We start from the raw sequence: 22,425 nt of genomic DNA, 5'->3' as shown, positions 1-22,425 counted from the left end.
TGCTCAGGTGGTGACGTACTCAGGTGTTGAAGTACTTGGCCTCCGGGTGGTGCAGCACGAAGGCATCGGTCGACTGCTCGGGATGCAGCTGCAGTTCCTCCGACAGATGCACACCGATGCGTTCGGGCTCGAGGAGCTCCATCATCTTGACGCGGTCCTCGAGGTCGGGGCATGCCCCGTACCCGAATGAGAAACGCGCGCCACGGTATTCGAGGTCGAAGAAGCCCTGCGCGTTGTCGGGATCCTCGGCGTCGACGGCGCGGTCGGCGAACGCCAGTTCCCCACGGACCCGCTGATGCCAGTACTCGGCCAGCGCCTCGGTGAGCTGCACGCTGATCCCGTGCACCTCGAGATAGTCGCGGTAGGCGTCACGTGCGAACAACTCGTTGGCGAAGTCGGCGATCGGCTGTCCCATCGTCACCAGCTGGAACGGCAACACGTCGACGCGCCCGTCGGCCACGGCCGCCTCGCGGGAGCGGACGAAGTCGGCGATGCACAGGAATCGTGACCGCTGCTGCCGCGGGAAGGTGAACGAGAACCGGGTCGGCGCATCGGGTGTCGGCTCGGTGAGTATGTGCACCACATCGCCGTCACTGACCGCCGGGAAGTAGCCGTAGACCACCGCGGCGTGCGCGAGGATGCCCTCGGTCGAGAGACGATCGATCCATTCCCGCAGACGGGGTCGGCCCTCGGTCTCGACGAGTTCTTCGTAGGTGGGGCCGTTGCCCCCGCGCGCGCCGCGTAATCCCCACTGCCCCAGGAACAGTGCGCGCTCGTCGAGTAGCTGGAGATAGTCCGCGACCGGGATTCCCTTGATGATCCGGGTGCCCCAGAACGGCGGGGTCGGGATCTCGTTGTCGGCGATGACATCCGAGCGTGCGGGCACCTCCACGGGCGTCTCGGCGGCCTTGCGTTTGGCCGCGATCCGTTGCGAGCGTTCGTGTCGCGCCTTGCGTTCGGCCGCCTTCTTCGCCGCGGCGAGCGAATCGGCGCTCTCGGGGACCGACCCACCGCCCCGCTTGAGTGCCATGATCTCGTCCATCAACCGCAAGCCCTCGAAGGCATCCCGCGCGTAATGCACCTGCCCCTCGTAGGTGTCGGAGAGGTCGTTCTCGACGTAGGCGCGGGTCAGCGCGGCACCGCCGAGGAGCACCGGGTAGTTGTCGGCGAGCCCGCGGGCGTTGATCTCCTCGAGGTTCTCCTTCATCACCACCGTCGACTTGACCAGCAGGCCCGACATGCCGATCACGTCGGCGCGCTTGTCCTCGGCGACCTCGAGGATCGTCGAGATCGGTTGTTTGATACCGATGTTGACGACCTCGTACCCGTTGTTGGACAGGATGATGTCGACGAGATTCTTGCCGATGTCGTGCACATCGCCCTTCACGGTGGCCAGCACGATGCGGCCCTTGCCGTCCTCGCCGGTGGCCTCCATGTGCGGTTCCAGATGTGCCACCGAGGTTTTCATCACCTCGGCGGACTGCAACACGAACGGCAGCTGCATCTGACCGGAGCCGAACAACTCACCGACGGTCTTCATCCCGGACAGCAGGGTCTCGTTGATGATCTCCAGCGGCGGCTTCTGGGTCATCGCCTCGTCGAGATCGGCCTCGAGGCCGTTGCGTTCACCGTCGACGATGCGTCGCTCGAGTCGTTCGAACAGTGGCAGGCGTGCGAGTTCCTGCGCGCGCGATTCGCGGGCCGAGGCCGCCGAGACGCCCTCGAACAACTCCATCAGCTTCTGCAGCGGGTCGTAGTCCTCGCGGCCCTCGCTGCGTGTGCCCGCCGGGCCGCGACGGTCGTAGACCAGATCGAGCGCGACATCGCGCTGCTCGTCGGGAATCTTGTTCATCGGCAGGATCTTCGACGCGTGCACGATCGCCGTGTCGAGTCCGGCCTGCACACATTCGTGCAGGAACACCGAGTTGAGCACCTGCCGCGCCGCCGGGTTCAAGCCGAAGGAGATGTTCGAGATCCCCAGGGTGAAGTGCACGTCGGGGTGCGCCTCGTGCAGCCGGCGGATCGCCTCGATGGTCTCGATGCCGTCGCGGCGGACCTCCTCCTGCCCGGTCGAGATCGGGAAGGTGAGGGTGTCGAGGATGATGTCCTCCTCGGCGAGGCCCCAGTTACCGGTGATGTCGGCGATCAGGCGTTGCGCGACGCGGATCTTCCAGTCCGCGGTGCGCGCCTGACCCTCCTCGTCGATGGTCAGTGCGACCACCGCAGCACCGTGTTCGACGACCAGCGCCATGATGCGCGAGAACCGCGACTCCGGACCGTCGCCGTCCTCGTAGTTCACCGAGTTGACCGCGCATCGGCCGCCGAGCGCTTCGAGTCCGGCGCGGATGACCTCCGGTTCGGTCGAATCCAGCATGATGGGCAGCGTCGACGACGTCGCGAAACGACTCGCCAGGGCGGTCATGTCCGCCGCACCGTCACGGCCCACGTAGTCGACGTTGAGGTCGAGCATGTGGGCGCCGTCGCGGGTCTGCTCCTTGGCGATGTCGAGGCAGTGCTGATAGTCCTCGGCGAGCATCGCCTCACGAAATGCCTTGGAGCCATTGGAGTTCGTGCGCTCGCCGATCACCAGGAAGCTGGCGTCCTGGTCGAACGGGACCGCGGAGTAGAGCGAGGACGTCTCCGAGATGTGTGCCGGGGCGCGATCGGCCTTGGTGGTCTCGGCGACCGCGGCGGCCACCTGCCGGATGTGTTCGGGTGTGGTCCCGCAGCATCCACCGACGAAGGCCAGTCCGAACTCACCGACGAAAGTGCTCAGCGCCGAGGCCAATTCGTCGGGCTGCAGCGGATACTCGGCACCGTTGGGCCCCAGTTGTGGCAGCCCCGCATTGGGCATCACCGACACCGGGATCCGGGCGTGGCGGGACAGGTAGCGCAGATGCTCGCTCATCTCCGCGGGCCCGGTCGCACAGTTGAGGCCGATCATGTCGACGCCGAGCGGCTCGATGGCGGCGAGCGCGGCGCCGATCTCGGAGCCGAGCAGCATCGTTCCGGTGGTTTCCACGGTGACGTGGGAGATGATCGGGATACGTCGGCCGAGCTCGTCCATCGCCGCACGCGCGGCGACCACCGCGGCCTTGACCTGCAGCAGATCCTGCGAGGTCTCGATAAGGACGGCGTCGGCGCCCCCCTCGAGCATGCCGGCGACGCATTCGAAGTAGGCGTCGCGGATCACACCGAAGGTCGTGTGCCCGAGACTGGGGAGTTTGGTTCCCGGACCGATGGATCCGAGGACGAATCGGGCGGTTCCGTCGGACGAGGGTCCCATCTCGTCGGCGACCCCACGCGCGATCGCCGTCCCCTTGTAGGACAGCTCACGAATGCGGTCGGCGATGTCGTAATCACCGAGGTTGGACAGGTTGCAGCCGAAGGTGTTGGTTTCCACCGCATCGGCGCCGGCCTCGAAGTAGGCACGATGGATCTGCTCGAGGACGTCGGGACGGGTGTCGTTGAGGATCTCGTTGCAGCCTTCGAGACCTGCGAAATCGTCGAGTGTGAGGTCGGCTGCCTGCAGCATGGTCCCCATCGCGCCGTCGCCGACCAACACGCGGCGCGCCATGGCCGACAGGAAGGTGGTGTCGTGGTTTCCCGGGTTCGGCGTGTGCGACGACATGGTGTTCAGAGTAGTTCGCTCTCTCTTGGGTTCGGTCGTAGGCTGGATCAGTGAACGCCGAGCAGATGTCGAACCTTCCCCGCTTGCGCAAACCCATCCTGCTGGCCGCATTCGAGGGCTGGAACGATGCCGGCGATGCCGCGAGCAGCGCCGTGGAGCATCTCGCGCTCATGTGGGACGCGCGTCCGCTGGCGGAGATCGATTCCGACGACTACTACGACTTCCAGGTGAATCGTCCGACGATCAAACAGATCGACGGGGTGACCCGCCGAATCGACTGGCCGACCACGTCCATTTCCTACTGCAGCCCGCAAGGGGCCGACCGGGACATCGTACTCGTGCGCGGTATCGAACCCAACATGCGGTGGCGTGGTTTCTGCGCCGAGATCGTCTCCTGCGCCGAGGCCCTCGACGTCGAGACCACGGTCATGCTCGGCGCCCTGCTCGCCGACACCCCGCACACCCGACCGGTGCCGGTCACCGGCAGTGCCTACAGCAGTGAGGCGGCCGCCCGGTACAACCTCGCCGAAAGCCGCTACGAGGGACCCACCGGCATCACCGGGGTGCTGCAGGACCTGTTCGTGCAGGCCGGTCTGCCCGCGGTGGCGTTCTGGGCGGCGGTCCCCCATTACGTCTCGACCCCGCCGAATCCGAAGGCGACGGTCGCCCTCCTCAACCGTGTCGAAGAGGTACTCGACATCGAGGTGCCGCTGGGTACGCTGCCCGAGCAGGCCGAGGAGTGGGAGCAGGCGGTCACCGAGATGACCGAGGACGACGAGGAGATCGCCGACTACGTCCGCGGGCTCGAGGAGCGCGGCGACGCCGAGATCGACACCGACGAGGTGATGGCCAAGATCGACGGGGACGCCCTGGCCGCGGAATTCGAGCGCTACCTCAAGAGGCGTGGCGGGCCGGGATCGTTCGGCGGCTGACCCTCAGCCGATCCGTTCGATCGACACGACCGGAGTGGTGATCCGCCACGTACGGACGTCGGGGTCGTCGGCGGCGCGCACCCAGAACTGGGCGGACTCCCCGACCCGGCAGGACTTCACCCCGAGCAGCGGGATGTCCTCGGAGTCGCGGCGCAGCGTGCTCACCGCCCACTCCTCGCTGTCGGTGCTGCCCACACCGGGTGCGCGCAGCAGCGTCATCTCGTCGAAGTCGATGAGGTAGGTCGACGTCCGGGTCTGCACGGTCCACACGCCGGTTGCGGTGTCGGGATTGATCTCCTGCACGCGAGCCACGCGCAAACCTTACTCACCCGGCCGCCCCGAGAACCAGCCGAGGTCGCCTTCGACGGGTCGGGCCGAGCAGTCAGGCCAGGCTCACACCGAGCAGCGCGTCGACCGCGGTGGCGAGCGCATCCGGCGCCACGGTGTCCCCGCCGATCCCCTGCTCCACGTCACGGCACCAGCCGTCGATCGCGTCGAGGGCCTTCGGGGTGTCGAGGTCGTCGGCGAGGTGTACCCGAATCCGTTCGATCACCGGCGTCGCATCCGGACCCCGGCCGCCGGCTACGGCACGTCGCCAGCGCGCGAGCCGCTCGGTGCCGGTCGTCAGGACGGCATCGGTCCACATCCGGTCGCCGCGGTAGTGATCGGCGAGCAGCGCGAGCCGAATCGCGGCCGGGTCGACACCCTGCGCGCGCAGCCGCGAGACGAAGACGAGGTTCCCGCGGCTCTTGGACATCTTCTCGCCGTCGAGCCCGACCATGCCGGTGTGGACGTAATGCCGTGCGAAACGCCGGGAACCGGTCAACGCCTCGCCGTGTGCGGCGGAGAACTCGTGATGCGGGAAGATCAGGTCGTTGCCGCCCCCCTGGATGTCGAACTCGACGCCGAGCCGGTTCAGTGCGATCGCCGAACACTCGATGTGCCAGCCGGGCCGTCCACGCCCGAACGGCGCATCCCAGGCGGGTTCGCCGGGTCGTTCGGCACGCCAGAGCACCGCGTCGAGCCGGTCCCGTTTGCCCGCGCGATCCGGGTCCCCGCCGCGCTCGGCGAAGAACCGCAGCATCGTCTCCCGGTCGTAACCGGACTCGTAGCCGAACTGTTCGGTGGCATCGATCCGGAAGTAGACGTCGGGGTATTCGGGATCGTCGACGACGTAGGCCGCCCCCGAGGCCAGGAGTTTGCCGACCATCTCCACGACCTCGCCGACCGATTCCATCGCGCCGATGTAGTCGCGAGGTGGGAGCACCCGTAGCGCGGTCATGTCGTCGCGGAACAGCTGTATCTGCTCGCTGCCGAGATCGCGCCAGTCCACCCCGTCGCGTTCGGCGCGCTCGAAGAGCGGGTCGTCGACGTCGGTGATGTTCTGCACGTAGTGCACGTCGTGACCCTGATCGCGCAGGACGCGATTGACCATGTCGAAGGTCAGATACGTTGCGGCATGCCCCAGATGGGTGGCGTCGTACGGGGTGATCCCGCACACGTACATGGTGGCCGTGGGGCCCGGGGCGACGGGGCGGACCGCAGCGCCGGCGGTGTCGAAGAGTCGGAGCGCGGGTCCGGCGCCGGGAACGGCGGGAACCGCGGGATCGGGCCACGAATGCATGAGTCCACTGTATGGCGGGCACGCGAGGGACCACGGACGGGGGCCACGGGCCATCGAGGCGGGTGTGCGCTGCACCCGTCTCACCGCAGGCACCTGCGGTGAGCCACCGATCAGAACGGGGGCCAGGGAATGGGCCGGTGGCCCGGAGGTAGCGGCATGGTCTCGGTCTCGGCGAGTACCAACACGCGGATGGTCAACGCGTCGATCTCGTCGACGGTGATGTGCCGGACCAGGTCGGCGCGCAATGCCGATGACTCGGTTTCCAGTGCCTCGGCGAGCTCGACGACATTGGCGAGCAGATGCGCCGGAACCGCTTCGCCCGCCCAACCCCACAGCACCGTGCGCAGCTTGTCCTCGCTGTGCAGACAGATGCCGTGATCGACGCCGTAGACCCCGCCATCGAGCCCTTCGAGCACGTGACCGCCCTTGCGGTCGGCATTGTTGAGGAGCACGTCGAGCACGGCCATACGCAGCAGACGCGGATCGTCGGCATGCACCAATTCGACCGGTTCGCCCCGCCCGTCCAGGGCACGCAGAATGGACCGATATCCGTCGGGCACCGCATCGACCGGACAGAGATCCACCAGATCGATTCTCGGAGCGGGCAACCCGGGATCATCGGGGTCCGGGGTGTCGATCCACCGCTGCACCATCCCCACCCCGAGCGGTCCATCGCGCAGCACGGTCGTCGGAATCGAGTCCCAGTGCAGCGCCTGCGAGATCAGATAGGACGCGACCTCTCGTCCGGCCAGGGTTCCGTCGGGGAAGTCCCACAGCGGGATCTCGCCGCGCACCGGTTTGTAGACACATCGAACCGCGCGATCCCCGACGACGGCGTCGCACACCAGGGTCGCATTGCTGGCCGTCGGGATGCGGCCGATGATCGTGAGTTCACCGTCGCGCAGCACGCCATCATCGGCGACATCGGTGTCGTGGGCCGCGTCGCCCCCCGGCTCAGGGTGCGAAGCGGGTTGCGGCACACCGGAAGCGCCCCCGACGCTCATGGCGCGGCCGCGCTCTGGTGCTCGGTCCGGCGCTCGGTCACGGCGCCGTCGCCGCGGTCATCGGGAGCCACCCTCCGGGCCTGTGTCGGGATCGTCGCCGCTACCGCCGCCCGGATCCTCCGACGACGGATCCTCATCGTCACCGAGCAGCGGCGGACCGTCGGTGAGCCCGTTGAACACCTCCGGATCGATGAAATCCAGCGACTTGCTCAGTTCGGCATCCCGCTTGTAGCCGTTGGTCCGGACACAAAGGTGTCCTTGGTCGTCGAGCGGTTCGCCACAGAGCGGACACGGGGGCCGGCCCGCCGAGATCACCCGGGTGGATCGGGCGGCGAACTCGCGTGCGGCGCGTGTGGTGAGGAACACGCGGACCGCGTCCGGGCCCTCGTCGGTGTCGTCGAGCACCACACTCTCGTCGAACTCGCCCTCGGTGATGGCGAGCAACTCCACGACGACCGCCTCGGACTCGGCATCCCACCCCAATCCCATCGTGCCGACCCGGAACTCGGCATCGACGGGCATGACGAGCGGGCTGAGGTCGCTGACCTGCTCGGCCTCCGGCGGAATCGGGGTCCCGAACCGCCGATGGATCTCCTCGAGCAGGGCGCCGATCCGTTCGGCGAGAATCTGGACCTGCTGCTTCTCCAGAACGACGCTGATGATGCGCGCCTCATGCACGGCCTGGAGGTAGAACGTGCGGTCACCGGGCTGCCCGACGGTACCCGCGACGAATCGGTCAGGACTGCGGAACACGTGTATCGCTCGTGACATCACCCACCTCCTTACGCTGTGTGGTCATTATCCGTCCCGGCCGGTCCCCGCGGCCACCGGCGCCTCCGGCTGCGCATCGGTGGACGCGTCGTCGGAGCCGGTGTCGCCGCCGACCACCGCATCGTTGGACGCCGGTGGCCGGATCGGCACCGACAAGGTCTTCGTCGAGTTCACCGTGTGGACGTAGGGCCGGGTGTTGCCGTAGCGGATGATGCTCACCGATGCGGGCTCGACGACGATGCGCTGGAACGAATCGAGATGCATCCCCATGGCGTCGGCGACGATCGCCTTGATCACGTCGCCGTGCGAGCAGGCCACCCACACCCCGGCCCCGTCCGACCCGCCGTACTCGCGGTCGAGCGCACGAACCGCGGCCACCGCACGTGCCTGCACGCCGGCGAGGCCCTCACCGTCGGGAAAGACCGCCGCGGACGGATGCTGCTGGACGGTCTTCCACAGCGGTTCCTTCAGCAACTCGCCGATCGTGCGGTTCGTCCACGCGCCGTAGTCGACCTCGGCGAGATCGTCGACGACGATCTCCGGCACCTCGTGACCCGCCTCGGCGAGGGCGGCCAGCAGCGGGCTCATGGTCTCGGCGCACCGCTGCAGCGGTGACCGGGCCACCGCGGTGATCGCGGTCAGGCACGGCTGCAGGCGATCGACGAGTTCGGCAGCCTGCCCCCGGCCCTTGTCATCGAGGGCCACGCCGGGAGTGCGTCCCGCGAGCACCCCGGAGGTGTTGGCCGTGGAACGTCCGTGGCGCACGAGGATCACGGTCATCCCCCAACCTTATGCATCCGCAGGAAACACAGCACATCGGTACCGGTGAGCGAGCCGACACCGCCAGGTCATGTGGCGTCGATGACACCGCATCACGTGGCGTCGATGACACCGTGTCACGTGGCGTCGATGACACCGCCGGCCAACAGGCCCATCACGACGAGACCCAGGATGACCCGGTACCCGCCGAACCAGTTCATCGAGTGGTCGCTGACGAAGCGCAGCAGCCACGCGATCGAGATGTAGCCCAGCACGAATGCGACGAGGGTGGCCACCACCAGTTGAATCCCGGTGGCCTCCATGCCGCCACCGGTCGGATGGATCGCATCGGGGATGCTGAACAGTCCCGACGCCAGCACCGCCGGGATGGCGAGTAGGAACGAGAAGCGGAACGCGGCCTCGCGTTCGAGCCCGAGGAACAGGCCTGCGCTGGCCGTCGCTCCCGACCGGGAGACCCCCGGGACCAGCGCCAGACACTGCGCCAGACCCATGACGATCCCGTCACGCAGGGTCAGCTGCTCCATCGAGCGGCGTTGGGTCGCGAGACGTTCGGCCAGCCAGAACACCCCCGAGAACAGGATCAGCACCGTCGCGACCAGCCACAGGTTGCGGGCCGCCGACCGGATCTCGTCCTTGAGCAGGAAACCGATCAGACCGATCGGGATGGTCGCCAGGATCACGTACCACCCGATGCGGTAATCGAGCCCACGCTCGTCGCGGGCGACCAACCCGCGGAACCAGGCGAGCACGATCCGGGCTATGTCACGGGCGAAGAAGACGAGCACCGCGGCCTCGGTGCCCAACTGGGTCACCGCGGTGAACGAGGCCCCGGCATCCTCCCCGAACATCAATTCCGAGGCGATGCGCAGATGTCCCGAGGACGAGATCGGCAAGAATTCGGTGAGGCCCTGGATGGCGCCGAGGACGATCGACTGGGCCCACGTCATGGTGTCGGTCACGGCGGTCGATGCTACGCGGGAATTGTCCGATCCCCCCGGTACCGGGGGGCGCCGCGGCTCCCGAGCCACTGTCGACCCGCGCCGACCGGACCCCGCGGGGGTGTGTGCAAGATGGGTGGCATGTCTGCCAGTCGATCCCGCGCCACGGCCCGTACCAGCACTCGCCGCACCGTCGGTCTGCTCGTCCCACTCGCCGCGGCCGTGCTCGTCGTCGCGGGGTGCAACTCCTCCGGAGGTTCGCAGACCCCCACGGATGTGGCCACCGTCACCCCGGCGTCCGCGAGTACCGCGCCACCGGGTGCGCCACGGGCGCCCGCGGGCGTGACCATCCCCACTCCCGCCGGATCGGCGTCACCGGCACTGTCGGACGCGCGTGTGGCGGTCATCGGCCCCGGCGGGACCGCGGTCCTGCGCTTCGACGAGTCGGCCATCACCGCAGCCGCCTCGGCGGCTCCCGGGAACCTCCCCACGGCGACTTCCCTCGCGACCCCCGCACTCACCCACCTCGTGGGCACCGGTGACGGCGGCTTCATCGGTGTCGGTCCGGGCCACGTCGTACGGATCGGCCCCGACGGTCAGGTGCGCAGCGACGTCCTGCGCACCGAGAACCCCAGCGCCCTGGCCCGCACCGCCGACGGCCGCACCCTGGTCGGCACCGACAACGGCCACGTGCTCGTCCTCGATCGCGATCTGGCCCAGCAGCGCGACATCACCGGGTTCGTCCGGGTCGACGACATCACCGTCTCGCCACCGGGCGCCGACCTGCCCGGCGAGCAGGTCGTGGTGCTCGATCGCGCACAGTCGTCGGTGACCCCCGTCGACCTGGGCAACGGTGATCTGGGGCCGGCGCTACGGGCCGGAAACGGTGCCACCAACTCCGCCGTCGACCACTACGGTCGCGTGCTCGTGGCCAATACCCGGGACGACGAGATCGTCGGATTCTTCGGATCACCGCTGGTGATGCGGTTCCGCTATCCGGTCTCCGACGGCCCCTACGCCGTAGACTACGACGACGCCCGCAATCTCCTGTGGGTCTCGACGACGGGCAACAACGAGGTGGTGGCCTATGACCTCGCCACCGGCGAACCGACCGAGAAGCATCGTTTCGCCGCGGTCGCCCAACCGGACTCGATCGTCGTCGACGACTCGAGCGGCACGGTGTTCGTGCTCTCGGCCCGGGACGGAGGAATCCAGGTGGTCACGACGGCTGCACAAACCGGCGGCGCGCCGGTGACGCCCACCGCTCCGGCGACCACCGGAGCCGCCCGATGACGACGAGGCGACCGGGGCAGGTGTCCATCGGATCGGGACGGGCGGGCGTGCGCAACGGCGCACGCTACCCGCGCGGCTGGGAGGTCACCTCCGAGGACTACGAGTGTCTGCTGGTACGACTGCCCCCGGACGTCACCCGCGTCACCGCGTCGATGCGGTTGTCGTTGGAGGCCGAATTCGGCGGGTGGGAGCTGTCGCGGGTGCGGCTGTATTCCGACGGCACCCGCAAGGTGCTGCTGAAGCGCCGGCGTGCGCCGCGCGGCCCCGACGTCGGCTCCGAGGCCACGCGCAACGGCCTCGCCCCCAACGATTCTCAGTCAGACCATGCCCACCCCGAGCGCGGCGCCCGAGCATGCTGACCCGCCTCAACCGGGCGCTGTATCCGGTGCTGCTGCGCCTGATGTTCCTGCTCCCGCCCGAACGCATCCATCGCATCATCTCGGCCACCATCGTCGCGACCATGCGCGTGCCCGCCCTGCGCGGGCTAGCGGCGCGTGTGCTCGCGCGCCACGACCCGATCCTTCGGCAACAGGTGTTCGGCGTCGACTTCCCCGCCCCGCTAGGCCTGGCCGCCGGCTTCGACAAGTCGGCCACGGCCGTGAACGCCTGGGGGCAGCTGGGTTTCGGCTTCGCCGAGATCGGCACCATCACCGGCCGGGCGCAACCGGGCAATCCCGCCCCACGGCTGTTCCGACTGCCACGCGATCGGGCGCTGATCAACCGGATGGGCTTCAACAATCCCGGTGCCGAGGTCGCCGCCGACCACCTACGAGCGTTCCGCCCCGGCCCGGTGCGCGTCCCGATCGGCGCCAACATCGGCAAGACCAAGGTCGTGCCCGTCGACGAGGCCGTCGACGACTATCGGCTCTCCGCACGGCTTCTCGGACCCCACGCCGATTTCGTGGTGGTCAACGTCAGCTCCCCGAACACACCCGGACTCCGCGATCTCCAAGCCGTCGACTCACTGCGCCCGATCCTCGCAGCGGTACTCGAGGAGGTCACGGTGCCGGTGCTGGTGAAGATCGCCCCCGACCTCGCCGACACCGATATCGACGCCGTCGCCGACCTGGCCGTCGAACTCGGGCTCGCCGGGATCGTCGCCACCAACACCACCATCGGGCGTGCGGGTCTGCGTACCCCGGCCGCCGAGGTCGAGGCGATGGGCGCGGGCGGGTTGTCCGGGGCACCACTGACCGCACGGTCCCTCGAGGTGCTCCGCCGTCTGTACGGCCGTGTGGGAGGCCGCATCTCGCTGATCAGCGTCGGCGGCATCGAAACCGTCGACCAGGCGTGGGAACGCATCCTGGCCGGCGCCGACCTCCTGCAGGCCTACACCCCGTTCATCTACGGGGGCCCGGTGTGGGTCGCCGGGATCAACGCCGGGATCGCCGACCGACTGCGGGCGGGCGGATACCCGGACCTCGCCGCGGCGGTCGGGGCCGGCGCCCGTCACTGAGCGCCGGCACCGACTGCGGTGTCACATATCCGCCGTGTCACATATCCGCGGTGTCACATGTCTTCTGTGTCACATGTCTTCTGCGGGCTGTTCGTACGTACCGACGAGAGTGGCCCGAGCGATGGCGTGCGAGAACAGATTGAACCCGAGGTAGGCCGGTGTGGCGCCATCGGGCAGACCGAGGGACTCGACGTCGACGGCGTGCACGACCACGAAGTAGCGGTGCGGGCCGTGGCCTGGAGGCGGTGCGGCACCGACGAATCGGCGCAACGACGCGTCGTTGGCCAGCGTCACCGCGCCGGCGGGCAGCCCCGACCCCTCGTCGTCACCGGCACCCTCGGGCAGGCTCGTCACCGAGACCGGGATGTCGGCGACCGCCCAGTGCCAGAATCCCGACGCCGTCGGCGCATCGGGGTCGTAGACGGTGACCGCGAAACTCTTGGTGTCGCTGGGGAATCCGGACCAGCTCAACTGTGGTGACGAGTCCTGACCACCGGCTCCCATCAGACCGCTCACCTGCGGATTGGCCAGCGGCGCACCATCTTCGAAGCTGGTGGAGCTCACCTCGAAACCCGGCAGGGCGGGTAACGACTCGTACGGATCGACGTTCGACATCGGATCACCTTTCTCGTGGTCGGCGCGCTACCCGACCCACTGTATGCGCGCGCAGATCAGCTGTGCAGCAAGAAGTGTTCGAGCACCTTGGTGCCGAAGACGACCGAATCGACCGGCACCCGCTCGTCGACGCCGTGGAACAGGGCCGCGAAATCCAGTTCGCGCGGCAACTGCAGTGGAGCGAAGCCGAAGCACCGGACGCCGAGTTTCGCGAACGCCTTGGCGTCGGTGCCGCCGGACATCATGTACGGCACGGTCCGCGCGCCCGGATCGTGGGCGAGGATCGCCGCGTTCATCGCGTCGACGAGGTCGCCGTCGAAGGTGGTCTCGTAGGAGTCGAGGTGGGTGATCCACTCCCGGGTGACATTCGGCCCGATGAGCCGATCGATCTCGGCCTCGAACTCTTTCTGCCGTCCGGGCAGGATGCGGCAGTCGACGACGGCCTCGGCCTTCTGCGGGATCACGTTGGCCTTGTAGCCGGCCCGCAGCATCGTCGGGTTGGCCGTGTCCCGCAATGTCGCGCCCAGAATCCGGGCCAGGCTGCCGAGTTTGAACAGCGAGGTCTCGAGATCGGGTGCGTCCGGACGAAGATCCAGACCGGTCTCCTCGGACACGGCGGCGAGGAACTCGGCGACCGATTCGCTCATCACGAGCGGAAAGGTGTGCCTGCCGATGCGGGCGACCGCCTCGGCCACCTCGGTGACGGCGTTGTCGGCATGCAAGAAGGACCCGTGGCCGGCGGTGGCATCGGCGGTCAGCCGCATCCACGCCAGCCCCTTCTCGGCGGTCTCCACCAGATACAGCCGCCGTTCGGTGCCGTCGGGCCGGTCCACCGTCAGCGAGTAGCCGCCGACCTCGCCGACGGCCTCGGTGATGCCCTCGAACAGATCGGGCCGGTGCTCGACGAGCCAGTGCGCTCCCCAGGTCCCGCCCGCCTCCTCGTCGGCGAGGAAGGCGAAGACCAGTTCCCGTGGCGGCGCCGTGCCCTCACGCCGGAATTGCCGCGCGAGCGCCAGCGCCATGCCGACCATGTCCTTCATGTCGACCGCACCGCGGCCCCAGATGTAGCCGTCCTTGACGGTGCCGGCGAAGGGATGCACGCTCCAGTCGGCCGGTTCGGCGGGCACCACGTCGAGGTGGCCGTGGATCAGCAGGGCCCCGCGATCAGAGTCCGGGGGTCCGGGCAGGCGGGCGAAGACGTTGCCGCGACCGGGCTGACCCGATTCCACGTACTGGGTGGTGTAGCCCACCTCCTCCAGCATCGACGCCACCCATTTGGCGCACTCCTCCTCACCGCGGGTGGTCTCCAGCTCTCCGGTGTTGCTGGTGTCGAAACGGATCAATGTGCTGACGAGGTCGACGACCTCGTCGACGGCGCGCGGGGTGTTCGACTCTTCGGTCACACCCTCACTCCTACGGGATTTGGGATACCGGGGCAACCTCGGTTAGTGTTATCGCCGCCGGTGTGAGAGCTCGCCTCGCACGCCGGTTGACAATCAAGTCCGAGTGGCGGAATGGCAGACGCGCTAGCTTGAGGTGCTAGTGCCCTATTAACGGGCGTGGGGGTTCAAGTCCCCCCTCGGACACGCAGCAGACGAGGTCCCCGGGAATCTTCCCGGGGACCTCGTCTCGGTTCGCGCGGTTTCGGCTCAGCCGTCGGCGTCGACGCCGACGAGTGTCCGGCCCCCGACATAGGGCAGATCGATGTCGTGTTCGTCATAGGCCCGCAGGATCTCCCGACGCAGCCGGCGCTGCACCGCCCACTGCGCGTTCGGTCGGGTCGTCACGGTCAGGCGCAGCACCACCCGATCCGACGCGACCTCCTGCACCCCGAGCATCCGCGGCTCGTCGACCACATCGGCGGCCAGTGTCTCGTCGTCGGCGACGGCCCTCATCGCGGCGTCGAGGGCGACCTCCTGCGCACGGTCGAGGTCGGCGCGCAGTGAGACCGGGACCTCGACCCGGGCCACCGCATACTCCTGGCTCATGTTGCCGACGCGGGCGATCTCACCGTTGCGGACGTACCAGAGGGTGCCGTCCACGTCTCGGACCGTGGTGATGCGCAATCCGACGCTTTCCACCGTGCCGATCGCCTCACCGAGATCGACGGTGTCGCCGACACCGTACTGGTCCTCGAGGAGCATGAACACACCGGTCACGAAGTCGCGCACCAGGTTCTGCGCCCCGAACCCGACCGCCAGACCGATCACCCCGGCCGAGGCGATGAACGGTGCGATGTTGACGCCGAGCACCGACAGGATCGCCAGTGCAGCCCAGGTCAGCACGATGATCGACACCGTCGACTTGAGCACCGACCCGATGGTGCGGGCCCGCTGATAACGACGCTGCGCCACAGCCGCTTTGGCCGCCGCGGGGGTCTTCGTCCCGGTCGGCGAACGTTCGCGCAGATGCCGGATCAGGGCGGGCGCCCTGCGGTCGGCGGCGTCGGGGTTCCCGCGGGTCGCCCGATCGATGAGGCGGTGCGCGACCCACCGCACGATCAGCGCCCCGACGATGTAGCACACGATACGAATGGGCCGTTCCACCAACCACATTCGGTTGGTGTCGGTCCATTCGAAGGCGAGCTGCGCGATGGGGCCATGGGCCGTGCCGAGAGTCGAAAGGTCCATGCCCCGACGGTACGGAAATCCCGCGATCCGTCGAACCCGCTGCGCAGCGGTGGTGGGCGCACCGGGGTGGGCCGGTGACCACCGGCAAGTGGGAGACTGGTGCGGTGACCCACCGTGTGTTCTTCGACTGCGATACCGGGATCGACGACTCGCTCGCACTGCTGTATCTGCTCGCCCGCGACGACGTCGATCTCGTCGGGATCGCCAGTACGGCCGGCAATGTGCCCGCCGATGTGGTCGCCACCAACAATCTCGCCTGGCTTGCGCTCTGCGGCCGCGAGGACATCGCGGTCCATCAGGGTGCGTCCGGCCCTCTGGTTGCCGACCTGATGACCACCGAGGACACCCATGGGCCGCTCGGGGTGGGCTATGCCGAGCTCCCCACTCCCACGCAGACCGTCGCCGGTCTCGACGCCGCGGACGCGTGGGTGCAGGCGGCCGCGGCACATGACGGGGAGCTCGTCGGACTCGTGACGGGTCCGATGACCTCGCTGGCCACCGCGATCCGCCGCGACCCCGACCTTCCGGTGCGGCTGCGACGCCTGGTGATCATGGGCGGGGCGTTCCATGTGCACGGCAACACCACCCCGACCTCGGAATGGAATGTGGCCGTGGATCCGGAGGCCGCCGCCGAGGTGTTCGCGGCGTTCGGCACCGATGGGGCGCCGGAACCGATCGTGTGCCCGCTCGATCTCACCGAATCCATCGCCCTGACCCCCGATCACACGGTGCGGCTGGCCGCCGCGGCCGGGAGTACCCCGCTGGAGTGCCCGGATCCCGCCGACGAACCGGGCACGCGGTCGGTGGCGACCAATGTGATCATCCGGCACGTGATGGACGCGCTGCGTTTCTATCTGGAGTTCCACCATGCTCACGACGAGGGCTACATCGCCCACCTGCACGACCCGTTCGCGGCGATGGTTGCGCTGGATCCGTCGTGGGTGCAGACCCGGCCGGCCCGGGTCGCGGTGGAACTCGCGGGCACGCTGACACGCGGGACGACGGTCGCCGACGAACGCGGGATGTGGGGTGGCGCACCGAATGCGCGGGTCGCCTCGACGACCGACGTCGATCGCGTCTTCGACGACCTCATCGAGACCGTTGCGACGCTCGCCCGGCGCGTGGGCAACCAGTCCACGGGAGCGTAGCGTTGGCGCGGTGACCCGCCTCGGCTACCAGATCCCGAACTTCAGCTATCCCGACACCGCGCCCGATCAGCTGTTCCCCACGATCACCGCGCAGGCCGTCGAGGCGGAGGACTCCGGCTTCGACACCGTGCTCGTGATGGACCACTTCTACCAACTCCCGATGCTCGGCGAACCCGACGAACCGATGGTCGAGTGCTACGCCCTGCTCGCCGCGCTGGCCCAGCACACCTCGCGGGTGCGGTTGTCGGCGCTGGTCACCGGCAACACCTACCGCAATCCCACGCTGCTGGCCAAGACCGTCACCGCCCTCGATCTGGTGTCGGCGGGGCGCGCCCAACTCGGCATCGGCGCGGGCTGGTTCGAACTCGAACACGACTGTCTCGGGTACGAGTTCGGTACGTTCACCGATCGGTTCGAGAAGCTCGAGGAGGCACTGCAGATCATCCTGCCCATGCTGCGTGGGGAGCGACCGAGCTTGGCGGGCAAGTGGTATCAGGTCAGCGACGCCGCGAACTCCCCCGCCCCGCTCGGTCGGATCCCGGTGATGATCGGCGGCGGTGGTGAGCGCAAGACGCTGCGCATGGTCGCCCAGTACGCCGATGAATCCAATCTCATCTGCGGGGTCGACGAGATCGGTCGCAAACTCGATGCCCTGGCGCAGCACTGCGAGCGCCTCGGCCGCGATCGCTCCGAGATCGTCGTGACCCTGCAGACCTCGGCGTGCGTGGCCCCGACCCACGAGCAGGCGCAGCAGGAGTTCGATGCCTATGTCGCCCGCAACCCGCGTGCCGAGGCACGCCGCGGCGGCGCGATCATCGGCTCTCCGGAGGAGGTCGCCCAGCGCTACTCGGCCCTACTGGCCACGGGCATCGACGGGGTCACGGTCAATGCGCCCGCCAACGGCCACCTTCCCGGCCGTGTCGACCTGTTGGGTCGGACCCTCGCGCCGCTGATCAACCGATAGGCAGGAACCACCGATACGCGTAGCCCGCTACAGAACCGCGGTCCGGCGCCCGGTTCCGTTGCGCGCACTCACGTGTGCCGACAGCGATTCGACGATCTCCCCGGAGCGGACCGCGACGTTGGACAACAGCGTCGCGGTCAGCCCGTGGGTGTGCTCGGAGTTGCCCTGCACGTAGATGGCGCCGGTCACCTCGGGATCGGTGCGCAGCCGATAGTGTCGGTCGAGCACCGGTCGCCCATGGACATCGGAGTGACAGAAGCGGCCGAGGTCGCCGAGCATGGCGCCGACCGGCGTGGGCTCGAAGCCGGTGGCGAAGACCACTGCGTCACAAAGGATCTCGAGTTCCTCGCCGTTCATGCGGTTCACCACCCGCAGGCGGGCCGCCTCGTCGGTCTCGACGATGTCGAGGACCTCGGTGGAGCCGTGGACGAACAACCGCCGGTGCCCGTCGACCCGTTCGGTGTATTCACGCCGATACAAGGCGTTGATCAGTTCCGGATCGACCGCCGAGTAGTTGGTGCCGCGATGATAGGTGAGAATGCGTTCACGCCAGGCGGGTTGCGCCGCGAAGTACTCGTCCACGGCACCGGGGTCGAAGATCCGATTGGCGTAGGGGCTGTCGTCGGCCGGGGTGTAGCCGTATTTGGCGAACACCGCGTGCACCTGCGCGTCGGTCTGCTCATGCAGGAATGCGGTCACCTCGGCGGCGCTCTGGCCGGCACCGATCACCGCGAACGCTCCGTGAGTGCTCTCGGGTAGCTCGGCGAAGCGATCGAGTACGTCGTGATTGTGGAAGACCCGTCGACCGGCGACCACACCAGCGGGCAGCTTGGCGCGGATTCCGCCGCCGAGCACCAGATGTCGGGCGCGACACGCGCCCGTCGGGGACGTCACCTCGAAGGCGCCGTCGTGCCAGCGCACCGAGGTGACCTCGGTCGAATACTGCACGGGTATCGACACGCGCGCCGCCGCCCACTGCAGATAGTCGTGGAACTCCGAGCGCAGCGGGAAGAAGGTCTGCAGGTTGATGAAGTCGGTCAGCCGGTCCCGTTCGGCGAGATACCTCACGAAGGTGTAGTCGCTGGCCGTGTTCCGTTGTGTGGCGAGGTCTTTGAGGAACGACACCTGCATGGTGGCGCCGGGCAGCAACATTCCGGGATGCCATTGGAACCGATCGCGTCGCTCGAAGAACTGCGCGGTGATCGGCGTTGCGGCGGTGCGGTTGTGCTCCTCGAGAGCGATGGCCAGCGCCAGATTCGAGGGACCGAACCCGATACCGACGAGATCCACCGTGGAAAGGTGCTCACTGCACACGCGCTACTCCTCTGCTTGCTCGCCGGGCTGTCGGACTCGGGTCCGGTCAGGCGAGCCGATCGGCGCCATCGGGCGACACCCTCACCGATGTTCAGAAGGTAAGTCTAACCTAATCTCCAACGCCCGCGAATCGGGCGCCCCGCTCCACGGTGACCACCCGATCGCCACAGATCCACCGGTCACCCATCCCGATCGGAGAAACACGCGAGATGATCTCATCGCCGACGTCGGCCGAGCACACTCCCGATGCCCTTGGCGCCGTAACCGGTCCGGCCGGCGCCGATGTCGCACATTTCCTGTTGTGCCGCAACACCTATCACGTCATCGGGGTGGGTTGCAGCACCGTGTACCACGACACCGACCGGGCGGCCCGCGCACTGCGAGACGGTGCGCGGGCCGCGATCGTCGGAGCCCTGCCGTTCGATGCCCGTGAGCGGGCGTCACTCATCGCGCCCGATCGGCTCGACCTGCACCACGGCCGGTGGACTCCGCCGACCGCCGCCGGGCGCCCGGTGGCGCGCTCCCGCATCGTGGCCGCCGTACCGTCGCCGGCCGACCATCATCGCCGGGTCGCGGCGGCGATCGACCGGCTCGCCGACCCCGACGACCCGCTGGCGAAGGTCGTGCTCGCACGCGCCCTGACGGTGCACTCCGAGTCGCCGGTCACCGGATGGGACGTGGCCGCGCGACTGCGTGCCATCGATCCGCGGGGATCGGTGTTCGTCACCGACCTGCCCGGTCCCACCTCGGGTTCGCTCCCCCAATTGGTCGGTGCCAGCCCTGAGGTCCTGATCCGCAAACGCGGCAACATCGTGTCGGCCTATCCGCTCGCGGGCTCGTCGGCGCGCCTGACCGATCCCCGACTCGACGCCGAACAGGGTCGGGCACTGGCGAATTCGACGAAGGATCGCACCGAACACCGATTCGTCGTCGATGCCTTGCGGGCGGCGCTCGCGCCGTTGTGCCGCACGCTCGACGTGCCCGACGAACCCGAGCTGATGACGACGCCGACGATGTGGCATCTGGGCACCCCGATCCGCGGTGAGATCGCCGACCCGTCGACCACGGCCCTGGATCTCGCCATGGCCGTTCATCCGACCCCGGCGATCTGTGGCACGCCCACCGACCTGGCCCGCGATCACATCGTCGCGACCGAGGCCCGGCGGGGCTTCTACGCCGGCGCGATCGGATGGGCGGGCGGCCCGACACGCGATCGCGACGGCACCGTGGTCGCCGGTGACGGCGAGTGGATGGTCGCGATCCGCTGTGCCGAGATCGCCCCCGGTGGCCGGGAGATCACCACCTGGGCCGGCGGCGGCATCGTCGCCGATTCCGACCCGGACACCGAACTCGCCGAGACCGACGCCAAATTCGCGACGATCCTCGCCGCCCTCGGTATCGGCTGAGCCGGACGGTCGGTGGGTCGACCGGTCAGACCGCGACCTGCGCCGGTTCCGCCCACGCCAAGCCGTCGGCCGAGGGCACCAGACCGCCCTCGAGCAGGGGCGGTTCGGTGGCGCGGTCGCCGACCGCGCCACGTGCCTGCAGGGCGTTCATCTCCTCCATCACCTCACGGACCACCGGCGCACCGAACATGTGCCCCATCCGCTGGCCGGAGTCGGTGTCCATACCGCCGGTGGCGCGGGCGGCCTCGGTCAGTGCGTCGGAGGATCGGCGGAACCGCGAGACGATCGACGACGGGTCGGTCAGTGCGTCCTCTCCCGAGTAGCCGCCGGCGACGAGGGAGACGAAGGCCGTCATGTCGTTGCGGTCGAAGTTGGTGACCTTGCGCGCCTTCCAGAAGTACGAGTCCTCGGATTGCTCCATGTCGTAGAACGCCGAGAGGAACTCGTGGAAGACGGCGTACTCGCGGCGATAGCGGCCCTCGAACTCACCGAAGGCACGTTCCTCGGACATCGTGCCGTCGAGCACGCTGTTGATCGAACGTGCAGCCAGCACACCGGAATACGTCGCGAGATGCACCCCGGTCGAGAACACCGGATCGATGAAGCACGCGGCGTCGCCGACGAGCACCATGCCGTTGCCCCAGAAGCGGGTGTTGGCATACGAATAGTCCTTGCGGATACGGATCTCGCCGTAGGTGCCCTCGGTCACCCGCGTGGCGTCGGTGAGCATGTCGCGGACGATCTCGCACCGATCGATGTAGTGCCGCAGGGTCTCTTCCTGCGCATTGAGCACATGCTGCGCCTTGTCCTTGGCGATGACCACGCCGACGCTGGTGAGCGTGTCCGACAGGGGGATGTACCAGATCCAGCCCTCGTCGAACGCCGCGCAGAGGATGTTGCCCGCGTCGGGCGCCGGGAATCGTTTGCCGCCTTCGAAATACCCGAAGACCGCGACGTTCTGGAAGAACTCGGAGTACACGCGTTCGCCGCCGGCGCGCGAGGACAGTCGGGTCGTGTTGCCGGAGGCATCGACGACGAACCGGGCCCGCACGTGGTGTTCGACGCGGTCGGCGTCCAGGTAGCGCACCCCGGTGACCCGGCCGGTCTCATCGGTGTCGACGCCGTTCACGCGGCAGTTCTGCCGGACATCGACGCCGTTGTCGGCCGAATTCTCCAGCAGGATCTGATCGAATTTCATCCGCTCGACCTGGTAGGCGTAGGAGCCCTCGCCGGCGAATTCCGGGGAGATCGCGAACAGGAAGTTCCACGGCACGGGGTTGGTGCCCCACCGGAAGCTGCCGCCGCGCTTGTGCATGAAGCCGGCGTCGCGGACCTTCTCATAACAGCCCAGCAGCTTGCACACCCCGTGAATCGTGGAGGGCAGCAACGACTCCCCGATCTGATACCGCGGGAAGGTCTCCTTCTCGATCTGGACCACGCGGCGGCCGCTCTTGGCCAGCAGCGTGGCGGTGGTCGACCCACCCGGACCGCCACCGACGACGACGACATCGACGTTCTCGATCGTGACCTCGCTCATCGGGCCTGCTCCATCGACAGTTCGCGCACCCAGGATCCGACCACCGGGTCGGCGGCCAACGCCACCAGATCGGCGCGCGTCGCACCTGCGGCGCGCCACCGCTCGATCAACGACATCAACCGCACCGAATCCAGGCCGATGTCGAGAACGTTGGTGTCGTCGGTGATCTCGGCGGCGGGAACGTCGAGGATCTCGGCGATGTCGCCGATGATCCGGTCGCGGGTCACAACTGCATCCACAGATGCCATGGGCAGATCCTCACTTCGTACGGCCACCGGATGCGGTGGGATCGTGGGTCGGTACGGTGAGCGAGGCACCGTCCGCGGTCGCTACAGTAGCTTAGCCTGGCCTAATTTCAACGCGCGCTCCGAGTCGGGCGTCC

The 22,425-nt window shown here is 68.2% G+C and carries 20 protein-coding genes and 1 tRNA gene; 8 read left to right on the top strand and 13 right to left on the bottom strand.

Annotation, left to right across the window (positions count from 1 at the left end; genetic code table 11):
* Positions 1 to 19 precede the first annotated feature (19 nt).
* Complete coding sequence (gene metH / locus J6U32_RS16085) at positions 20 to 3,631, bottom strand: methionine synthase (RefSeq protein WP_208791216.1); 3,612 nt, start codon at positions 3,629 to 3,631, stop codon at positions 20 to 22.
* A 50-nt stretch (positions 3,632 to 3,681) separates the two neighbouring features.
* Between metH and J6U32_RS16080 the strand changes: the two genes are divergently transcribed.
* Entirely contained in the window at positions 3,682 to 4,563 is an 882-nt protein-coding gene (locus J6U32_RS16080; protein ID WP_208791215.1) for a PAC2 family protein, read from the top strand.
* Between the two features lie 3 nt (positions 4,564 to 4,566).
* Here the strand turns inward: J6U32_RS16080 and J6U32_RS16075 are convergent, their stop codons facing one another.
* The 6 genes from J6U32_RS16075 to J6U32_RS16050 form a co-directional block, all read right to left on the bottom strand.
* Positions 4,567 to 4,875: a hypothetical protein gene (locus tag J6U32_RS16075; RefSeq protein WP_006370142.1), complete on the bottom strand. Its 309-nt coding sequence runs from the start codon at positions 4,873 to 4,875 to the stop codon at positions 4,567 to 4,569.
* Between the two features lie 70 nt (positions 4,876 to 4,945).
* The gene (gene mshC / locus J6U32_RS16070) at positions 4,946 to 6,187 is read right to left on the bottom strand and encodes a cysteine--1-D-myo-inosityl 2-amino-2-deoxy-alpha-D-glucopyranoside ligase (protein ID WP_208791214.1); all 1,242 of its coding nucleotides are present in this window, start codon (positions 6,185 to 6,187) and stop codon (positions 4,946 to 4,948) included.
* Between the two features lie 110 nt (positions 6,188 to 6,297).
* A complete protein-coding gene (locus J6U32_RS16065; RefSeq protein ID WP_208791213.1) occupies positions 6,298 to 7,191 on the bottom strand; it encodes an SCO1664 family protein in 894 nt (297 codons plus the stop codon).
* A gap of 57 nt (positions 7,192 to 7,248) precedes the next feature.
* Complete coding sequence (locus J6U32_RS16060; RefSeq protein ID WP_208791212.1) at positions 7,249 to 7,962, bottom strand: DUF3090 domain-containing protein; 714 nt, start codon at positions 7,960 to 7,962, stop codon at positions 7,249 to 7,251.
* 27 nt (positions 7,963 to 7,989) lie between these two features.
* Positions 7,990 to 8,742 (bottom strand): MSMEG_4193 family putative phosphomutase, encoded by a 753-nt coding sequence (locus J6U32_RS16055; RefSeq protein WP_208791211.1) that lies wholly within the window; start codon positions 8,740 to 8,742, stop codon positions 7,990 to 7,992.
* A 116-nt stretch (positions 8,743 to 8,858) separates the two neighbouring features.
* Complete coding sequence (locus J6U32_RS16050) at positions 8,859 to 9,701, bottom strand: undecaprenyl-diphosphate phosphatase (RefSeq protein ID WP_208791210.1); 843 nt, start codon at positions 9,699 to 9,701, stop codon at positions 8,859 to 8,861.
* A 111-nt stretch (positions 9,702 to 9,812) separates the two neighbouring features.
* Between J6U32_RS16050 and J6U32_RS16045 the strand changes: the two genes are divergently transcribed.
* The 3 genes from J6U32_RS16045 to J6U32_RS16035 are packed head-to-tail and all read left to right on the top strand — an operon-like array spanning position 9,813 to position 12,429.
* Entirely contained in the window at positions 9,813 to 10,973 is a 1,161-nt protein-coding gene (locus J6U32_RS16045; RefSeq protein ID WP_244332024.1) for a YncE family protein, read from the top strand.
* Positions 10,970 to 11,332: a DUF5703 family protein gene (locus J6U32_RS16040; RefSeq protein ID WP_208791208.1), complete on the top strand. Its 363-nt coding sequence runs from the start codon at positions 10,970 to 10,972 to the stop codon at positions 11,330 to 11,332. The genes J6U32_RS16045 and J6U32_RS16040 overlap by 4 nt, the downstream gene beginning before the upstream one ends.
* Positions 11,326 to 12,429, top strand: a complete 1,104-nt coding sequence (locus tag J6U32_RS16035) for a quinone-dependent dihydroorotate dehydrogenase (RefSeq protein ID WP_208791207.1) — start codon at positions 11,326 to 11,328, stop codon at positions 12,427 to 12,429. Before J6U32_RS16040 ends, J6U32_RS16035 begins: the two co-directional genes overlap by 7 nt.
* A 69-nt stretch (positions 12,430 to 12,498) precedes the next feature.
* Here J6U32_RS16035 and J6U32_RS16030 read toward each other — a convergent pair whose 3' ends face one another.
* Together J6U32_RS16030 and J6U32_RS16025 are read right to left on the bottom strand one after the other, a co-directional pair.
* The gene (locus tag J6U32_RS16030) at positions 12,499 to 13,044 is read right to left on the bottom strand and encodes a YbhB/YbcL family Raf kinase inhibitor-like protein (RefSeq protein ID WP_208791206.1); all 546 of its coding nucleotides are present in this window, start codon (positions 13,042 to 13,044) and stop codon (positions 12,499 to 12,501) included.
* A 56-nt stretch (positions 13,045 to 13,100) separates the two neighbouring features.
* Positions 13,101 to 14,447 (bottom strand): M20/M25/M40 family metallo-hydrolase, encoded by a 1,347-nt coding sequence (locus J6U32_RS16025; RefSeq protein ID WP_208791205.1) that lies wholly within the window; start codon positions 14,445 to 14,447, stop codon positions 13,101 to 13,103.
* A 97-nt stretch (positions 14,448 to 14,544) separates the two neighbouring features.
* Here J6U32_RS16025 and J6U32_RS16020 point away from each other — a divergent pair.
* A tRNA-Leu gene (locus J6U32_RS16020) sits at positions 14,545 to 14,630 on the top strand.
* A gap of 63 nt (positions 14,631 to 14,693) precedes the next feature.
* Here J6U32_RS16020 and J6U32_RS16015 read toward each other — a convergent pair.
* Positions 14,694 to 15,674 carry a mechanosensitive ion channel family protein gene (locus J6U32_RS16015; protein WP_208791204.1) on the bottom strand — a complete coding sequence of 327 codons (981 nt, stop codon included), beginning with the start codon at positions 15,672 to 15,674 and terminating at the stop codon, positions 14,694 to 14,696.
* A gap of 104 nt (positions 15,675 to 15,778) precedes the next feature.
* On the opposite strand from J6U32_RS16015, the gene J6U32_RS16010 reads away from it, so the two are divergent.
* A complete protein-coding gene (locus J6U32_RS16010; RefSeq protein WP_208796161.1) occupies positions 15,779 to 16,822 on the top strand; it encodes a nucleoside hydrolase in 1,044 nt (347 codons plus the stop codon).
* Between the two features lie 10 nt (positions 16,823 to 16,832).
* Positions 16,833 to 17,786 carry an LLM class F420-dependent oxidoreductase gene (locus tag J6U32_RS16005; RefSeq protein ID WP_208791203.1) on the top strand — a complete coding sequence of 318 codons (954 nt, stop codon included), beginning with the start codon at positions 16,833 to 16,835 and terminating at the stop codon, positions 17,784 to 17,786.
* A 27-nt stretch (positions 17,787 to 17,813) separates the two neighbouring features.
* Here J6U32_RS16005 and J6U32_RS16000 read toward each other — a convergent pair whose 3' ends face one another.
* Complete coding sequence (locus J6U32_RS16000) at positions 17,814 to 19,100, bottom strand: lysine N(6)-hydroxylase/L-ornithine N(5)-oxygenase family protein (protein WP_208791202.1); 1,287 nt, start codon at positions 19,098 to 19,100, stop codon at positions 17,814 to 17,816.
* Between the two features lie 209 nt (positions 19,101 to 19,309).
* Here J6U32_RS16000 and J6U32_RS15995 point away from each other — a divergent pair, with 209 nt between their 5' ends.
* Positions 19,310 to 20,506: an isochorismate synthase gene (locus J6U32_RS15995; protein WP_208791201.1), complete on the top strand. Its 1,197-nt coding sequence runs from the start codon at positions 19,310 to 19,312 to the stop codon at positions 20,504 to 20,506.
* A gap of 25 nt (positions 20,507 to 20,531) precedes the next feature.
* Here J6U32_RS15995 and J6U32_RS15990 read toward each other — a convergent pair whose 3' ends face one another.
* Both J6U32_RS15990 and J6U32_RS15985 read right to left on the bottom strand, forming a co-directional pair.
* On the bottom strand, positions 20,532 to 22,043 hold the full coding sequence (locus J6U32_RS15990; protein ID WP_208791200.1) for a tryptophan 7-halogenase: 1,512 nt from the start codon (positions 22,041 to 22,043) through the stop codon (positions 20,532 to 20,534).
* Positions 22,040 to 22,291 (bottom strand): phosphopantetheine-binding protein, encoded by a 252-nt coding sequence (locus J6U32_RS15985; protein ID WP_208791199.1) that lies wholly within the window; start codon positions 22,289 to 22,291, stop codon positions 22,040 to 22,042. Before J6U32_RS15985 ends, J6U32_RS15990 begins: the two co-directional genes overlap by 4 nt.
* Positions 22,292 to 22,425 lie beyond the last annotated feature (134 nt).

This window comes from Gordonia polyisoprenivorans, from assembly GCF_017654315.1.
GTDB classification, from domain to species: Bacteria; Actinomycetota; Actinomycetes; order Mycobacteriales; family Mycobacteriaceae; genus Gordonia; species Gordonia polyisoprenivorans_A.
The sequence above is the reverse complement of the archived record's forward strand: the minus strand, read 5'-3'. Positions and strand labels throughout refer to the sequence as shown.